The organism is Nocardia exalbida NBRC 100660, from assembly GCF_000308575.1.
Lineage (GTDB): Bacteria > Actinomycetota > Actinomycetes > Mycobacteriales > Mycobacteriaceae > Nocardia > Nocardia exalbida.
Map to the genome: position 1 here is coordinate 70,901 of NZ_BAFZ01000004.1, position 14,237 is coordinate 85,137.

Here is a 14,237-nt window from a genome sequence, read left to right on the forward strand (position 1 = left end):
TGCGCACGGAGCCGGACGGGGCGAGACCACCCGCCGAACTCAGGCGCGCAGGCGCTCCCGGCGGAGCTGATCTACCTCGGGGAGGTCGAGGGGAGCCAGCTCGGTGACGCCGAGGGCACGCGTCAGCAGCAGGTCGGCGAGTTCGGGGTTGCGGGCCAGCGCGGGGCCGTGCATGTAGGTGCCGATCACCGAACCCTGGACGACGCCCTCCAGCCCGTCGCCGACGCCGTTGCCGACGCCACGGGTGACGCGCGCAAGGCCGTGCGCTTCACTGCCGAGTTTCGTACCGCCACGGTGATTTTCGAAGCCGGTGAGCGCGGCGGTGAGCCCGTCGAGCAGCGGTGCGGTGGTCACCTCGCCGATCGCGCGTTCGGCCTGCGGCGAGGTGGTGACGTCGATCAGGCCGACGCCGTCCACGCGCTCGCCCACCGAGGTCTCGTACCACTGGCCGAGCACCTGGATGGCCGCGCAGATGGCCAGCACCGGCGCGCCTTTCGCGGCGGCGCGCTGCAAGCCGGGATAGCGTTGCAGGTGCCGGGTGGCCAGCCGCTGGGCGGAATCCTCCGCGCCGCCCAAGGTGTAGATGTCCAGGGAATCCGGCACCGGGTCGGACAGCGTGATCTCCACGATCTCGGCGTCGTAGCCGCGCATGCGCAGCCGCTGGCGCAGCACCAGGGCGTTGCCGCCGTCGCCGTAGGTGCCCATCACGTCCGGCAGCACCAGGCCGATGCGAAAAGTACTCACGATGCCTGCTCCTCGAGGTCACGGTTGAGATCGCGGAACGCGGTGTAGTTCGCCAGCACTTCGACGTGGCCCGCGGGGCACGACGCGATGGCGCGCACCGGATCGGGCACCAAGGTGTGCTCCACGCCTGCGTAGGTCAGCCGCACCGCCAGGTCGGTGGCGCGCTCGCCCGCGGCCACCACCTGCACGCCCTCGAAGTGCTCGAACCGTACGTCCCACAGCCAGGACAGGTCCTCGCCGTCGGGGACCTGGCCGTTCACCGCGATCACCAGCCCCGCGGAGGTGGGCTCGATCATCGACAGCGCCTCCTGCCAGCCGGCCGGATTCTTCGCCAGCAGCAGACGCGCGTCGTGCTCACCGACCTGCACGGTGCGGTAGCGGCCCGCGATCTCGCGGACCGTGCCGGCGGCCGCGACGGCCTGCTCCGCGTCGGCGCCGAGTGCGACGGCGGCTGCCACCGCCTGCGCCGCGTTGCCGCGATTGGCCCGGCCCGGCAGCGCGAGCCGCAGCGGGAACCGCGCGTTCTCCGGCCCGACCAGGTCTTCCCCGTCGAGCCACCAATCCGGTTCGGGGCGTTGGAAATCCGCACCGGTACTACGCCAGTGGGCGCCCTCCCAGACGATCGGCTCACCGCTGCGCGGGCAGCTGGTCGCGTCCATCGCCCAGCCGCTGCCCGCGGACACCCACACCACGTTGGGGTGGTCGTAGGCGATGGAGGTGACCAGGACGTCGTCGCAGTTGGCGACCACCACGGTGGCGGGGTGCCGGGCCAGCCCGGCACGCAGCTTGCGCTCGATCATGTTGATCTCGCCGACCCGGTCGAGCTGGTCGCGGCTGAGGTTGAGCAGCACCACCGCCGAAGGGTTCAGCGAATCGGTGACGTGCGGCAGGTGCAGTTCGTCCACCTCGATCGCGGCCAGCGGCGCGCGCCGGTGCGCGTTGAGCGCGGCGACGATGCCCGCGTCCATGTTCGCGCCGTCGGCCTGGGTCGCGACCGCGCCGAGGGTGCTGAGCGCGGCGGTGGTCATCCGCGTGGTGGTGGACTTGCCGTTCGTGCCGGTCACCAGCACGGTGCGCCGCTGCCGCCCCAACTGGTCCATCACGGTCGGATCGATCTTCAACGCGATCAGGCCGCCGATCATCGAGCCCTTGCCGCGACCCGCCTTCTGCGAGGCCCAGGACGCCGCTCCCGCCGCCGCCAGCGCGAGCCGTCCGCGCACCGATATGTCTGCCACGTCGCGAGTCTATGTTCGCCCCGTGCTCCGGGCGCGCCGCGGGCGGGTGGCGTGGGCCACGCGGCTCAGTCCCGGTAGAGCTTGGCCGCGTAGTTCTCCGGCGAGTAGTAGCGCTCCAGTTCCTCCACCGTCTCGGTTACGTTCGTCTGCACCTCTTTGACCAGGCACGCAGCACTGGGCAAGGTGTCCTCCGGCCACTGCTCGGGCTCCCACAGGTGGCTGCGCATGAACGCCTTGGCGCAATGGAAGAAGATCTGGTCGATATCCACCTCGACGGCGAGGATCGGGCGGTGCCCGCGCACCACCATGTCGTCGAAGTACGGCGCGTCGCGCACCAGCCGGGCGCGGCCGTTGATCCGCAGCGTCTCGCGGCGGCCGGGAATCACGAACAGCAGGCCGACATGCGGGTTGGCCAGGATATTGAGGTAGCCGTCGGCGCGCCGGTTACCGGGGCGCTCCGGCACGGCGAGGGTGGTGTCGTCGAGCACCCGCACGAACCCGGCCGGATCGCCTTTCGGGGAGGCGTCGCAATTGCCGTTCGCATCGCTGGTGCTCATCACCAGGAACGGGGAGGTGGCGATCCACTCCCGGTCCCTGGCGTGCAGCGCGGCCCGCTCCTTGGTGGCGGTGCGCGGCGCGACTTCGCCGAGCAACGCCCGTAGATCCGCCGGGTCGGTGATCTCGTCGGAGGCGATGCTTTCACGCATATTTCGATTCAAGCACCGCAGCCCGGAGGATGGCGCTCGAAATCGGTTCCTGCGAGGGGAGATCGATCACATCCGTTCACACCGGGATGTCCAAGATGTTGGGACTACCCGGCTGTGTAGCGGTCAGCGCAACGACACCGACCCGCGGCACACCAGCCCATTCGGCGGATGCGCGAACTGCTGACCATCAACCCACCCTCGGCATACACGGGGCTGTCTCAGCCGTGGGCGCGATCGCTGCGTGCCGCACTTTTATGCCGGTCGGCCGCTCCGTCGGAGAACTCCGACGATGCCAGGAGCGCGGCTACCTGGCGATGAAGTCGACAGACGTTTCCACATCGCCTGGCTGCATTCCGGCATCGGTCAACACCTTGAAATCACATCGACTACGTAGCTTGTGCCATCGTCCTCGATCGATTTTGATGCTCGAATGGAGGAGGTAGTCGCGCGGGATGTTTTGATGATCGTCGGAGTAGCCGGCAATACCGCCTATTGTGGTATGGCAGTTCATGCCGCCGTACACAATGTTTTGAGTCGCGGGCAATAGCTTCAACGACCATGCGAACACGTTCGAACTGTAGTTCACCTGGCCGGTGAACGTCGCGATATTGTTCTGGTACTCTCGATACGCAGAACTTGCCGTGAACTCCAGGTCGGCCGGGTTCGGTTCAGCGGCAGCAAAGCTCGGCACGCATAGAAGCGCGGCAGTGGCGAGAGCTGCCGCAAAAGAATATTTCATTATCCCCCCGTTGAAAAGCGTGATCTACAACCAGTCTATTCTCACTGCGCGGAGAGTATGGGAGTCCTGCTGGGCGAATTCGTACTCGACCTCGACGCTGTCGCCTATCGAGATATCGTCGAAATCCCTCCCGCGTAATGAGTCCAATCCGAACCAGATGTGATCTCCGGTGATGGACTCAACGATTCCTGTCGCGCGCTTGCTGTTCCAACGCCAGATTTTTCCCCGCGTTTTGAGGTCCCCCTCTTCCCCGTGCATGGGCAGAGACTATCGCTTTGCTGAGGTCAGCGCAATAACTCGAGAACGGGCGTTCGGGTGTTCCGGTCACACCGGCATGTCGAACAGGTTCGGCTGCCCGGCCGCGTAGCGGTCGGCGTCGATCCGGCGCAGCGGCTCCAGTTCGGGCGCGCGGAAGAGGGTGTAGGTCCGGCAGCGCTCCGCGTTCGAACCGGCCACGTCCAGCAGCGCGTTCACCGCGGCGCGCGCGGACTCGTTGGCGCCCTCCATGGTCGCAAGGTCGACATTCGTGCGCACGTAGTCGCCTGCCAGGAAGAGGTTTTCCACAGCGCCGTGCGCCTGCGGACGGTACTCCCACGACCCGGCGGTGTTGATCAGCAGCGGATCGGCGTTGGCATTGCGCCGCTGCCCCTCCTGCCAGGTGATGCCCGGGTCGAGGAACCAGGAGTGCAGGTCGGCGTCGCCCAGTACCTCGCCGCGGTCGTCCAGGTGCGCCCGGATCTGCGCCCACGCCTCGCGCGCGATCTCCTCGTGCGTGCACTCCTTGGCCGGTTTGCCGAACAGGATGCCGGGGGTGTTCCAGTCGGAGATGTCCACCGACAGGCAGTCCCGCACAGCGCCGTCGCCGAACTCGGTCAGCTTGCGGCGCCACAGCTGGTTCTGGCTGATCGAGGTGAGCGACCACGGCGCGTCGATATAGGCGGTGTGGCCGCGCGAGATGTCGGCCGACCTGCGCAGATAGAACTGGATGCCGTTCATCCAGTCGGTGACGAGGTTGTCCATCCCCGCCAGTTCCGGCTGGACGGCGAGCACCTGCGGCGACCACAGGGTGCGCGCTCGTTCGGCGGGCAGCGCGACGACGAAATAGTCCGCCTCGATCGTGCGCTGCGCGCCGGTTTCGTCGATGACGCGGGCCGCGACGATCCTGCGGTCGCGCACCTCCAGCCCGCGCACCTCGGTGCCGAGCGCGAACTCGGCCCCGAGTTCACGGATCCGCCGCATCCACGGCTCGATCCAGACCGCGGTGGTCGGGCCGTTGAGCACGCGGTCCAAGCCGCCGTCGTTGCCGATCCCCAGCGGATTGCCGAGGAACTGCTCGCCCATCGTGCCGATGGTGCGCACGCTCGCCACGTTCTCCTTCGCGGCGACCATGATGCTGGTCAGCGTGCGCGAGAGCAGCGCGCGGAACTCGTGCGAGCGGGCGTGGCCGCCGACGAAATCGTGCCAGGACGTCCGCTCCCACTGGCCGACGCGGCGGGCATCGCAGCTGGTGTTGAAGACCAGCAGGCGTTCGGCGAAGTAGATGCCCTCGTCGGGGGCATCTTCAGCGCGGTCGACAGCGCAGCGCCGAGCGTTTCGCGGAAACTGTCCGGTGAGAATTCGGCGCGGGAACGCGGACCGAGCGGGACGCGGAAGTCGTCGCCGCCGCTGCGGGCGAATCGCGCTTCCGGTACCGCGACGAGGTTGTCCCATACGCCGTTCGCGTTGCCCGGGAACGGGATTCGGCGCATGGTGTCGGGCACGTGCTGATAGAAGCCCGGAAAGAAGCGGAAGCCGTGTTCACCGGGCAGGTCCGGTCGTCCTTCGACTCCGGTGCCCGGTACGCCGACGCTGCGGGCTTTGCCGCCCCACGCGCGCTTTTCGTAGACGGTGACCTGGAACCCGCGTTCGGCCAGCTCGTGCGCGGCGGTGAGACCGGCGACACCGCCGCCCAGCACCGCGACCCGTCTTCCACCGGGATTCGCCGCGCCCGGCGTCGGTCGCACCGCACCCGCCGCCAGCGCACCCGCTGCCACTCCCGCCGCGACCGTGTTACGAAGCAGTGTTCTTCGCGATACGGTCCATCGATTTTCTGCCATGCGCCGCTCTGTTGCTAGAACCGGGACCAACTTCCACGCCGGGCACTACTGTAAGGCGGCAATTCGAGGATCTCGCACCGACCCCGCGAAGCGATCGATGCGACGCGCGGAACTCGTGCGACCGAGCACACGCGGGCGCGAGCGCTTCGGCGTCCTGGGGCGGCGCCGGTCAGGTCGCGCGGGTCCGGCCCGCGGCGTCGCTGCCGCCGACCGGATCCGGGCGTGACCGCCCGTCAGGCCGGGTGGCCGGAGTCGGCAGGCACGGGGACGCTCGGTGCCCCGGTGCGGACGTCGGCCGTCACGGCCCGCGGCCTGCTCGACGTGGCGGCGAACGCGCCTGCCAGCACCACCACGCCTCCGACCAGCGACAACGGGGTCGGTGTCTCGCCGAGTGCGATCCAGGCGGCGGCGATCCCGACGACCGGAACGAGCAGCGAGAACGGCGCGACCAGCCCGGCGGGATAGCGCCCGAGCAAGTAGGTCCACAGTCCCGTGCCCACGACGGTCGCGAGAACGGCGATGTAGGCGAGAGCCAGCAGGGCAGGCAAACCCTCGGCTGTGCACGACTCGGCGAAGGCGCGAGCGCCCGCGGTGGGCCCTTCGGCGACCACGGACAGCGCGAACAGCGGCACCGGCGGCACGGCGGTGGTCCACAGCATCAGATGCAGCGGGTTGACGCCCGGCGTCTCGGTACCCGCCAGGCGCGCGCCGATGTTGCCGAAGGCCCAGCCGAGCCCGCCCGCCAAGGTGAGCAGCACCGGGAGCAGGGTCGCGTGTTCCAGCCGGTCCCAGCCGATCACCGCCATGCCGGCCACCGCCACGGCGATCCCCGCGACCTGCGCCGGGCGAATCCGCTCACCCAGCAGCAGCGTGCCGAGCAGCACGGTGAACGGCGCCGAGGATTGCAGGACCAGCGAGGCCAGCCCGGTCGGCATCCCCACCCGCATCGCCGTGAACAGGAACGCGAATTGCAGGATGCCGAACCCGGTGCCGTACAGCAGGATCCAGCGCATCCGCACCGGAGGACGCGGAACGAACAGCAGCGCGGGCACCGCGAGCACCGCGAAGCGCAGCGCCGCGAAGAAGAACGGGGGGAAGTGGTCGAGCCCCACCCGGATGGCGAGGAAGTTCAATCCCCAGAGCAGGACGACGGTCAGGCCGAGCAGGCGGTCGCGGTTGGTCACGCACTACATCGTGCGGCTAGCTAATCATCAGGACAATCGAATAATAATGGATGAATGGTGTAGTTTCACTTAATGGATTACCCGGTCACATCCGGTCCGCCCATGGCCCTGGAGCGGCTGCGAGTGCTGCGTGAACTGGCCGATCGAGGCACCGTGGCCGCCGTCGCAGCGGCGCTGTCGATGACGCCTTCCGCCGTCTCCCAGCAGCTCAAGGTGCTGGCCAGGGAAGCGGGCGTGGCCCTGCTCGAACCCGACGGCAGACGGGTCCGGCTCACCGACGCGGGCCGCGCCCTGGTGGTGCGCGCCGACGAAGTGCTCGCGGCGATGGATCGCGCGGTCGCCGAAATGGCGCACTATCGCGGCTCACCGCGCGGACGGGTCCGCGTCGCGGTGTTCCCCTCCGGTGGGGCCCTGCTGCTGCCGCATGTGCTGCCCGGCCTGGCGGACAGCGGTGTCGAGGTGGTCGCGCGGGACGAGGACGTGCCGCCGTCGGAGGTGGCGCGACTGCTCGCCGACTACGACGTGGTCCTGACCCACCGCGACGAACGCGCCGCGCCCATCGCCGATCCGCGCGTCGCGACCAGGGTGCTCATGCGCGAGCCGATCGATGTCGTCGCGGCACCGACGCATCGGCTCGCGGGCCGCTCGGCCGTGACGCCGGAGGAGTTGGCCGACGAGACCTGGCTGAGCGTGCGGGGCGGATTCCCCGTCGACGACGTGCTGCGCTCGATCGCCACCGTGACCGGCGTGCAGCCGCGCATAGCGCAGCGCCTCAACGATTTCCGCGTCATCGAGACCTTGGTCGCCGTCGGCTACGGTGTCGCGCTCATGCCGCGCTACGCCGTGGGCCACCCCGACCTGGCGGTGCTGCGGCTGTCCGGTGTGCGTGCCGCCCGGATGTACGAACTGGCCACCCGGCCCCGGGCCGAGGCCCGTCCGGCGATCGCGGCCGTGCTCGCGGCGTTCGAATCGGCCGCCATGTCGGCGACGGCCGATTCCGGGACGCCGCACGGAAAAGGCACCGCCGCCCGGGCATAGCTCCGGGCGGCGGCGCCGAGTCGGCCGATGAACCGATCAGAATCCCGGCGGCGGCTGGTGCCGGTAGGGATGCTGGGACTGCGAGCTGACGTAGCCGAAGTCGTCGGCGACCATCGCCGCCAGCTCCAGCAGCGCTCGCCGCGTCGGCTTGCTCACCAGTTCCAGATCGATCTCCGCGCCCTCGGCGAGGTGGTCGTCGAACGGCACCACCTGCACCGCGCGGGTGCGGTCGAGGAACAGCTTGCGCAGCTGGTCGAGATCGACGGTGGACGCGCCGCGCCGGGAAGCGTTCACCACCACGACCGTTCGCTCCACCAGCTTGCCGTAGCCGTGGTGGTCGAGCCAGTCCAGCGTGGCCGACGCGCTGCGCGCACCGTCGATGGCGGGCGAGGTGACCAGCACCAGCGAACTCGCCATATCCAGCACGCCCGCCATCGCGGAGTGCATCAAGCCGGTGCCGCAGTCGGTCAGGATGATGTTGTAGAACGACTGCAGAATGCCGATCGCTTTGCGGTAGTCCGCTTCGCTGAACGCCTCGGAGACCGCCGGATCCTGTTCACTGGCAAGCACTTCCAAGCGGCTAGGCGCCTGCGAGGTGTGTGCCCGCACGTCGGAGTACCTGGTGATGTGCTGGTCTTCGAGCAGGTTGCGCACGGTGGAGCGGGTCTGCCGCGGCACCCGGTGCGCGAGCGTGCCCAGGTCGGGATTGGCGTCGATCGCGATGACCCGGTCGCCGCGCTGCGAGGCGAAGGTGGAGCCGAGACCGACCGTGGTGGTGGTCTTCCCGACGCCGCCCTTGAGCGAGAGGATCGCGATCCGGTAGTCCCCGCGCACCGGCTGGTTCACCCGGTCGACGAGGTCCTGGTAGACGATGTCGGCCGCCGACTCGCCCGGGTTGATCATGCCGCCGGACGCCTTGTGCACGGCACGGCGCCAACCGCTGCGCGGCGCCCTGCGGGCCCGCCTGAGCAGGTTGAGGTCGTTCACCGAATGTCCCGGCTGGCCGGGCTGCGGCACATGCTGCGGTTGGAACGGCGGTGCGGACAGATGCGGCGGACCGCCCTGCCAGCTCGGCATCTGCGGTTGCCCGAGCGGCGGCGGAGGCGGCGGTTGGTACGGGGGCGGCGGAGGCTGGTGCGTCACCGGCGGGGGCGGCGGAGCCCAGCTGTAGATCGGGCCACTGGGTTGATCCTGCTGCGGCGCACCGGATTCGGGCGGCGCGGAATCCACCGGAACCCGCCGGACCAAGCCGTCGCCGCCGATCTCCTGGCGGTACTCCCCGTAACCGGGATGGGGTCCGTCGGGAGGTGGGGCTATCGGGTGGCTACCACTGTGACTCTGCTGCGGCTGAAATGCGCCGGTAGGGAACGGCTCCCCGGGAAACGGCGACGGAGGGGGGTACGGGCCCGGGGTCGGCGGGGCGTACGAACCGTAGGGCTCGGCCGGTCCGGCCTGCGGGGGAGCCCAAGCCTGCGCCGGTGCGCCTGCTTGCGAGTAGACCGTGGTCTGCTCCGTCGAGCCTTGCGGCTCCGGCTGTTCGGGTTGTGCGTCCGGCTGGGCAGGCCCATCCGCCACGTCGGATTCCTTCGCTTCCTCGCCGCCGATCGGTTCGGCCGACGGATCGGTGGCCGCTGACTCCGCGTCGCTGACTTCGGCCGTCTCCACGGAATGACTCTGCAGCCAGGGCGGTGAGGTCGGATTGTGGTCGTTAGTTGTCACGGTTCCCCCATCTGCTCGGGAATTCGAGCAGAGAGCTCGGCGCTTGGAGTGCGAATCCCACGCTAGCACGGGGTTCGCTACGCCGTATCGCGGAAGGCGTGCCGGACGTGGGGAGCGGCGCGGCCCACAAGCGGTCTGCGCCAGCGGGATCGGGCGCCGCGCGGTGCAACCGTCGCGACGCCCGTCCGAGTCCTTCCGGAATGCGCTGTCAGTGCGCCCGGTTCACCGCCGACACCACCGCGCGCAGCGACGCGGTCGTGATCGAGGTGGCGATGCCGACGCCCCACACCACCCTGTCGCCGATCGCGCACTCGACGTAGGCGGCGGCCTGCGCGTCGTCGCCCGCGGACATCGCGTGCTCGGAGTAGTCCAGCACCTCGACGTCGAAGCCGACCGCGGCGATCGCGTCGACGAACGCCGCCAGCGGCCCGTTGCCCTTGCCGGTGATCTCCTGCTCGACGCCGTCGACCTTCACCACGGCCACGATGGAGTCGACCCCGCCGTCGGTCTCCGACGCGGTGACCTTCTGGCGCATCCGCTCCAGCGGGCGGATCGGGCTCAGGTACTCCTCGTGGAAGACGTCCCACATCTCCTTGGGCGTCACCTCGCCGCCCTCCCCGTCGGTGATCTTCTGGATCGCCTGGGAGAACTCGATCTGCAACCGCCGGGGCAACGCCAGCCCGTGGTCGGTCTTCATGATGTAGGCGACGCCGCCCTTGCCGGACTGCGAGTTGACCCGGATGACCGCCTCGTAGGTGCGGCCGACGTCCTTCGGGTCGATCGGCAGGTAGGGCACCTCCCAGACGATGTCGTCGACATCCGCCCCTGCGGCGTCGGCCGTGGCCTTCATCGCGTCCAGGCCCTTGTTGATGGCGTCCTGGTGGCTGCCGGAGAACGCGGTGTAGACCAGGTCGCCGCCGTACGGGTGGCGCTCGTGCACCGGCAGCTGGTTGCAGTATTCGACGGTCCGGCGGATCTCGTCGATGTCGGAGAAGTTGATCTGCGGGTCGATGCCGCGGGAGAACATGTTCATCCCCAGCGTGACCAGGCAGACGTTGCCGGTGCGCTCGCCGTTGCCGAACAGGCAGCCCTCGATCCGGTCGGCGCCCGCCTGGTAGCCCAGCTCGGCGGCGGCCACCGCGGTGCCGCGGTCGTTGTGCGGGTGCAGCGACAGCACGATCGAGTCGCGGCGGGCCAGGTTGCGGCTCATCCACTCGATGGAGTCGGCGTAGACGTTCGGCGTGGCCATCTCCACGGTGGCGGGCAGGTTGATGATCAGCGGCTTGTCCGGCGTGGGCGCGATGATCGCCGAGACCGCGTCGCAGACGTCCTTGGCGTACTCCAGCTCGGTGCCGGTGTAGGACTCCGGGCTGTACTCGTAGCGCCACGAGGTGTCCGGGTAGCGCTGCTCGATCTCCAGGCACAGCGCGGCGGCGTCGGTGGCGATCTTCTTCACCGCCTCGCGGTCGGCGCGGAACACCACCTTCCGCTGCAGGATCGAGGTGGAGTTGTAGAAGTGCACGATGACGCTCTGCGCGCCCGCGCATGCTTCGAACGTGCGTTCGATCAGCTCCGGGCGGCACTGGGTCAGCACCTGGATGGTCACGTCGTCGGGGATCGCGCCGTCCTCGATGATCTCGCGGACGAAGTCGAAATCGGTCTGGCTCGCCGAGGGGAACCCGACCTCGATCTCCTTGTAGCCCATCCGCACCAGCAGGTCGAACATGCGGCGCTTGCGGGCGGGGCTCATCGGGTCGATCAACGCTTGGTTGCCGTCACGCAGGTCGACCGCGCACCAGCCCGGCGCGCGGTCGATGACCCGGTCCGGCCAGGTGCGGTCGGGCAGCGTGATCGGCTCGACCTCCTCGGCGAACGGCCGGTACCGGAAGGTGGGCATCGAGGAGTTCTTCTGTTTGTTCCACCCGGGCTGGTCGGCCGGGGCGGGCTTGCTCGGCGCGGTGATGGTGCGCGCGGCGGATACGAATGCGTCAGCAGGGGACATGGGGGTTTCTCCCGAGGATGTCGTTTTTCCCAATGGGCTGGGTCGACCGGCGCGGCAAAACCCCGCGACGGGAGCCGGTCCGATCAGACCCCGTCGCGGCGGTCGAGAAGAAGTGCCCGCTGCATGATGTCCGCGAGTTTACCGTGCCGGTGTTCGGGCGGGAAGGGAGGTCCGTCGTCGGGTGATCCGACGACCCGGCTACCGTTCGGTCCGGCAATGGACAACGCTTGTACGGGCCCGTGGTCCGACGGGACGTCGAAGGATTGGCTATGACCTGGCTGGAGCAACTGGCCGTCTTCGGTGCGGGCATCGCGGCGGGCGGCATCAACACCATCGTCGGCTCCGGCACGCTGCTCACGTTTCCCGTTCTGCTGGCGTTCGGCCTTCCTCCGGTGACCGCGAACGTCTCCAACACCATCGGTCTGGTCCCCGGCTCGATCAGCGGCGTGCACGGATATCGCAGGGAACTCGCAGGCCAGCGCGACCGGCTGGTGCGGCTGGGCACCGCGTCGTTGCTCGGCGGCATCACCGGCGCGGTCCTGCTGCTGGTCCTGCCGGCCGGAGCGTTCAAGGCGATCGTGCCCATATTGATCATCCTGGCACTGGTGCTGGTGGTCGTGCAGCCGCGATTGGCGGACTGGGTCAAACGCCGCAGGGAGAACGACGGCGCCCCGGCGCCCGCGCACGGCGGCCCCGTCCTGTTCGCCGCGATCTTCGCCACAGGTGTCTACGGCGGGTACTTCGGAGCCGCTCAAGGCGTGCTGCTGATCGGTTTGCTGGGCGTTTTCGTCCACGACGACATCCAGCGCCTCAACGGAGTGAAGAACGCGCTCGCCCTGATCGTGAACGCGGTGTCCGCGCTGATCTTCATCGTCGTCGCGGACGTCGACTGGCGTGCGGCGGTGCTGATCGCGCTCGGCTCGATCATCGGCGGACAGCTCGGCGCACGGCTGGGCAGGCGGATGCCGCCGGTCGCGCTGCGCGCGGTCATCGTCGTCGTCGGCGTCATCGCGGTGGTCCGCCTGATGGCGTCCTAGGACGGGTCGCGCCGGGTGGCGGGGTAATGCCGCGAAGATCTCAGGGTGGGATGTCAATCCTCAGGGGGACGACGCCCGCCCGCACGGGGCACAGGATGAGTGCCGTGCCTAGCTGGAAGATCGTCATCGCCGCCGCCCTCGCCGCAGCGCTGCCCGCGGTGAGCGGCTGCGGCGGTCCGCCGAGCCGACACGAGTCGGCGGTCGCGGAACTGGCCGCGCAGGCCGACGCGGCGCCGACGCCGCTGCTCGAATGGGCGCCGTGCGCGGAGCCGAAGCTGAACAGGTTCCAATGCGCGACCGCGCAGGTGCCGGTGGACTACGCGCATCCGGACGGGCCGACCCTCGGGCTGGCGGTGGTGCGTCAGCAGGCCGCCGACCCCCAGCGGCGGATCGGCACGCTGTTCTCCGCCGTCGGTGGTCCCGGTGGGTCGGGGCTGCGCTGGGCGGAGCAAGGGGAACTGCTCGGCGGCGAGCTCGCGCGCCGCTTCGACGTGGTCACCTTCGACCAGCGCGGTATCGGCCGGAGCGGGCAGGTGCGGTGTTTCGCGGACATCGAGCAGCAGCGGCGGTTCTGGTCCGGCGCCTTGCTGCCACCGGCGAACCCGGAGCAGCAGCGGGCGGCCGACGCGGCGAGCCGCGAGCTGGCCGCCGGTTGCGCGGCGCACGGCGGCGCACTGCTCGGACACCTGACCACCGTCGATGCGGCACGCGACCTGGACCTGCTGCGCCGAGCCGTCGGCGATCCGCAGCTGACCTACGAAGGCGGCTCCTACGCGAGCTACCTGGGCCAGGTGTACGGCGCGCTGTTCGGCGATCGGGTGCGCGCGCTGCACCTGGCGTCGGTGATCGACCCGGACACGTACACCAACGACACGCGAAGCGCCGTCGAGAACCGCGCGGCCGGAACCGAAGAAGTGCTCGATGAATTCCTGCGGCTGTGCGCGGACGCGGGACGGGAGCGCTGCGCCTTCGCCGCGCCGGGCGGTCAGGGCGATGCCGTCGTGAGCGGAGGTGCGGGCGCTCCCGTCCGCCCCGCCGACCTCCGCACCCGCAATGACGCTGTGCTGCAACGTCTTCGCGAGGGACAGCTCGTGGTGGGGGCCGGAGAGCGGGCGCGCACGGTCACCTATGCCGAGGTGCTGTCGTCGCACGCGCTGTTGCTGTACGACCCGGAGCGGGGCTGGCCCGCCCTGGCCGAACTGCTCGCCGAACTGGAACGCGGACCGGCGGGCAATCCCGACGCGGTGGGCGAGATCCTCTCGGCGACCGCGCAATCGGACGGATTCCTCGACTCGTTTGTCGCGATTTCCTGCGCGGACAACAGCTTTCCGCGTGATCCCGGCCAATGGTCCGGCATGGCGAGAGATCTGGCCGGCGTCAGCCCGACCTACGGCGCGTTCTGGTTGTCGTTGCTCCACGCGTGCGCCTTCTGGCCGTTCCCGCCCGAGGGGTATGCCCAGCGGTACACCGGGCCGTGGATCCTGCGATCGGACACCCCGGCCGTGTTGGTGGACAACCGATTCGACCCGGTCACTCCGCTCAGCGGCGCGCGGCGCGCGCAGCAGGAATTGGTGAACGCCCGGTTGGTCGTCGTCGAAGACGGGTACGGGCACACCCCGCTGAACGAATGCACCCGGAAGCTGCGCGAGCGTTATCTCATCGACCTACAGCTACCCGCCCCCGGAGCGACCTGTCGCCCCGACGAGCTGCCGTTCGACCGATAGCAAAAACGGATA

The 14,237-nt window shown here is 69.4% G+C and carries 10 protein-coding genes and 1 pseudogene; 3 read left to right on the top strand and 8 right to left on the bottom strand.

The genetic code is table 11. The features are described from left to right. Positions 1 to 39: 39 nt before the first annotated feature. The 6 genes and pseudogenes from ON29_RS02210 to ON29_RS02235 all read right to left on the bottom strand — a co-directional run bounded on the left by ON29_RS02210 (position 40) and on the right by ON29_RS02235 (position 6,705). On the bottom strand, positions 40 to 744 hold the full coding sequence (locus ON29_RS02210; protein WP_281032488.1) for a type 1 glutamine amidotransferase: 705 nt from the start codon (positions 742 to 744) through the stop codon (positions 40 to 42). After that, positions 741 to 1,979, bottom strand: a complete 1,239-nt coding sequence (locus ON29_RS02215) for a MurT ligase domain-containing protein (RefSeq protein WP_040864424.1) — start codon at positions 1,977 to 1,979, stop codon at positions 741 to 743. The genes ON29_RS02210 and ON29_RS02215 overlap by 4 nt, the downstream gene beginning before the upstream one ends. 65 nt (positions 1,980 to 2,044) lie before the next feature. Next, on the bottom strand, positions 2,045 to 2,686 hold the full coding sequence (locus ON29_RS02220; RefSeq protein WP_040864425.1) for a pyridoxamine 5'-phosphate oxidase family protein: 642 nt from the start codon (positions 2,684 to 2,686) through the stop codon (positions 2,045 to 2,047). A gap of 304 nt (positions 2,687 to 2,990) precedes the next feature. Then, positions 2,991 to 3,425 (bottom strand): hypothetical protein, encoded by a 435-nt coding sequence (locus ON29_RS35540; protein WP_157172632.1) that lies wholly within the window; start codon positions 3,423 to 3,425, stop codon positions 2,991 to 2,993. 324 nt (positions 3,426 to 3,749) lie between these two features. Continuing rightward, positions 3,750 to 5,521 (bottom strand): annotated as a pseudogene (locus tag ON29_RS37690) (hydroxysqualene dehydroxylase). Positions 5,522 to 5,754: 233 nt separating this feature from the next. After that, positions 5,755 to 6,705: an EamA family transporter gene (locus ON29_RS02235; protein WP_051174797.1), complete on the bottom strand. Its 951-nt coding sequence runs from the start codon at positions 6,703 to 6,705 to the stop codon at positions 5,755 to 5,757. A 102-nt stretch (positions 6,706 to 6,807) separates the two neighbouring features. On the opposite strand from ON29_RS02235, the gene ON29_RS02240 reads away from it, so the two are divergent. Then, positions 6,808 to 7,743 carry a LysR family transcriptional regulator gene (locus tag ON29_RS02240; protein ID WP_040864481.1) on the top strand — a complete coding sequence of 312 codons (936 nt, stop codon included), beginning with the start codon at positions 6,808 to 6,810 and terminating at the stop codon, positions 7,741 to 7,743. 36 nt (positions 7,744 to 7,779) lie between these two features. Here ON29_RS02240 and ON29_RS02245 read toward each other — a convergent pair whose 3' ends face one another. Then, positions 7,780 to 9,462 carry a MinD/ParA family ATP-binding protein gene (locus ON29_RS02245; protein WP_051174798.1) on the bottom strand — a complete coding sequence of 561 codons (1,683 nt, stop codon included), beginning with the start codon at positions 9,460 to 9,462 and terminating at the stop codon, positions 7,780 to 7,782. A gap of 208 nt (positions 9,463 to 9,670) precedes the next feature. Further along, positions 9,671 to 11,464, bottom strand: a complete 1,794-nt coding sequence (gene leuA, locus ON29_RS02250; RefSeq protein ID WP_040864427.1) for a 2-isopropylmalate synthase — start codon at positions 11,462 to 11,464, stop codon at positions 9,671 to 9,673. Between the two features lie 269 nt (positions 11,465 to 11,733). Here leuA and ON29_RS02255 point away from each other — a divergent pair, with 269 nt between their 5' ends. Together ON29_RS02255 and ON29_RS02260 are read left to right on the top strand one after the other, a co-directional pair. Then, positions 11,734 to 12,501 (top strand): sulfite exporter TauE/SafE family protein, encoded by a 768-nt coding sequence (locus ON29_RS02255; protein ID WP_040864428.1) that lies wholly within the window; start codon positions 11,734 to 11,736, stop codon positions 12,499 to 12,501. Positions 12,502 to 12,596: 95 nt separating this feature from the next. Next, positions 12,597 to 14,225, top strand: coding sequence for an alpha/beta hydrolase (locus ON29_RS02260; RefSeq protein ID WP_051174799.1), 1,629 nt, complete (start codon positions 12,597 to 12,599; stop codon positions 14,223 to 14,225). Positions 14,226 to 14,237: the final 12 nt, after the last annotated feature.